This is a genomic window from Colwellia marinimaniae (genome assembly GCF_002207865.1).
Taxonomy (GTDB): Bacteria; Pseudomonadota; Gammaproteobacteria; order Enterobacterales; family Alteromonadaceae; genus Colwellia; species Colwellia marinimaniae.
The window spans coordinates 1-247 of sequence record NZ_BDQM01000431.1; the positions used below are offsets into that span (position 1 = coordinate 1).

Genomic DNA, 247 nt, shown 5'->3' on the forward strand with positions numbered 1-247 from the left:
ATGCTGTATAAGCCACGTTCTTTCTTGATATAGATTGATTTTGGTTCTGTGAATTTTCTATGCGATTTAAACGATAGATAACCTATGTTATTTGTTTTTGTTCCAATGAATAAGCGAGTAACACCATCATCACACTGAACGAACTTGAATACTTCTTTGGTTAGATGAACAGAGCCACGATCAGATTTAGACTTAAACTTTGGCTTGCCACATTCACCTTTCATGAACTTCTGGTAAGTTTGATACC

General features: G+C 35.2%; 1 protein-coding gene. It reads right to left on the reverse strand.

Features of this window, described 5'->3' with window-relative positions:
* Positions 1-224: hypothetical protein (locus tag MTCD1_RS22020; RefSeq protein ID WP_438819311.1), on the reverse strand; the 224-nt coding region annotated here is incomplete at its 3' end.
* Positions 225-247: the final 23 nt, after the last annotated feature.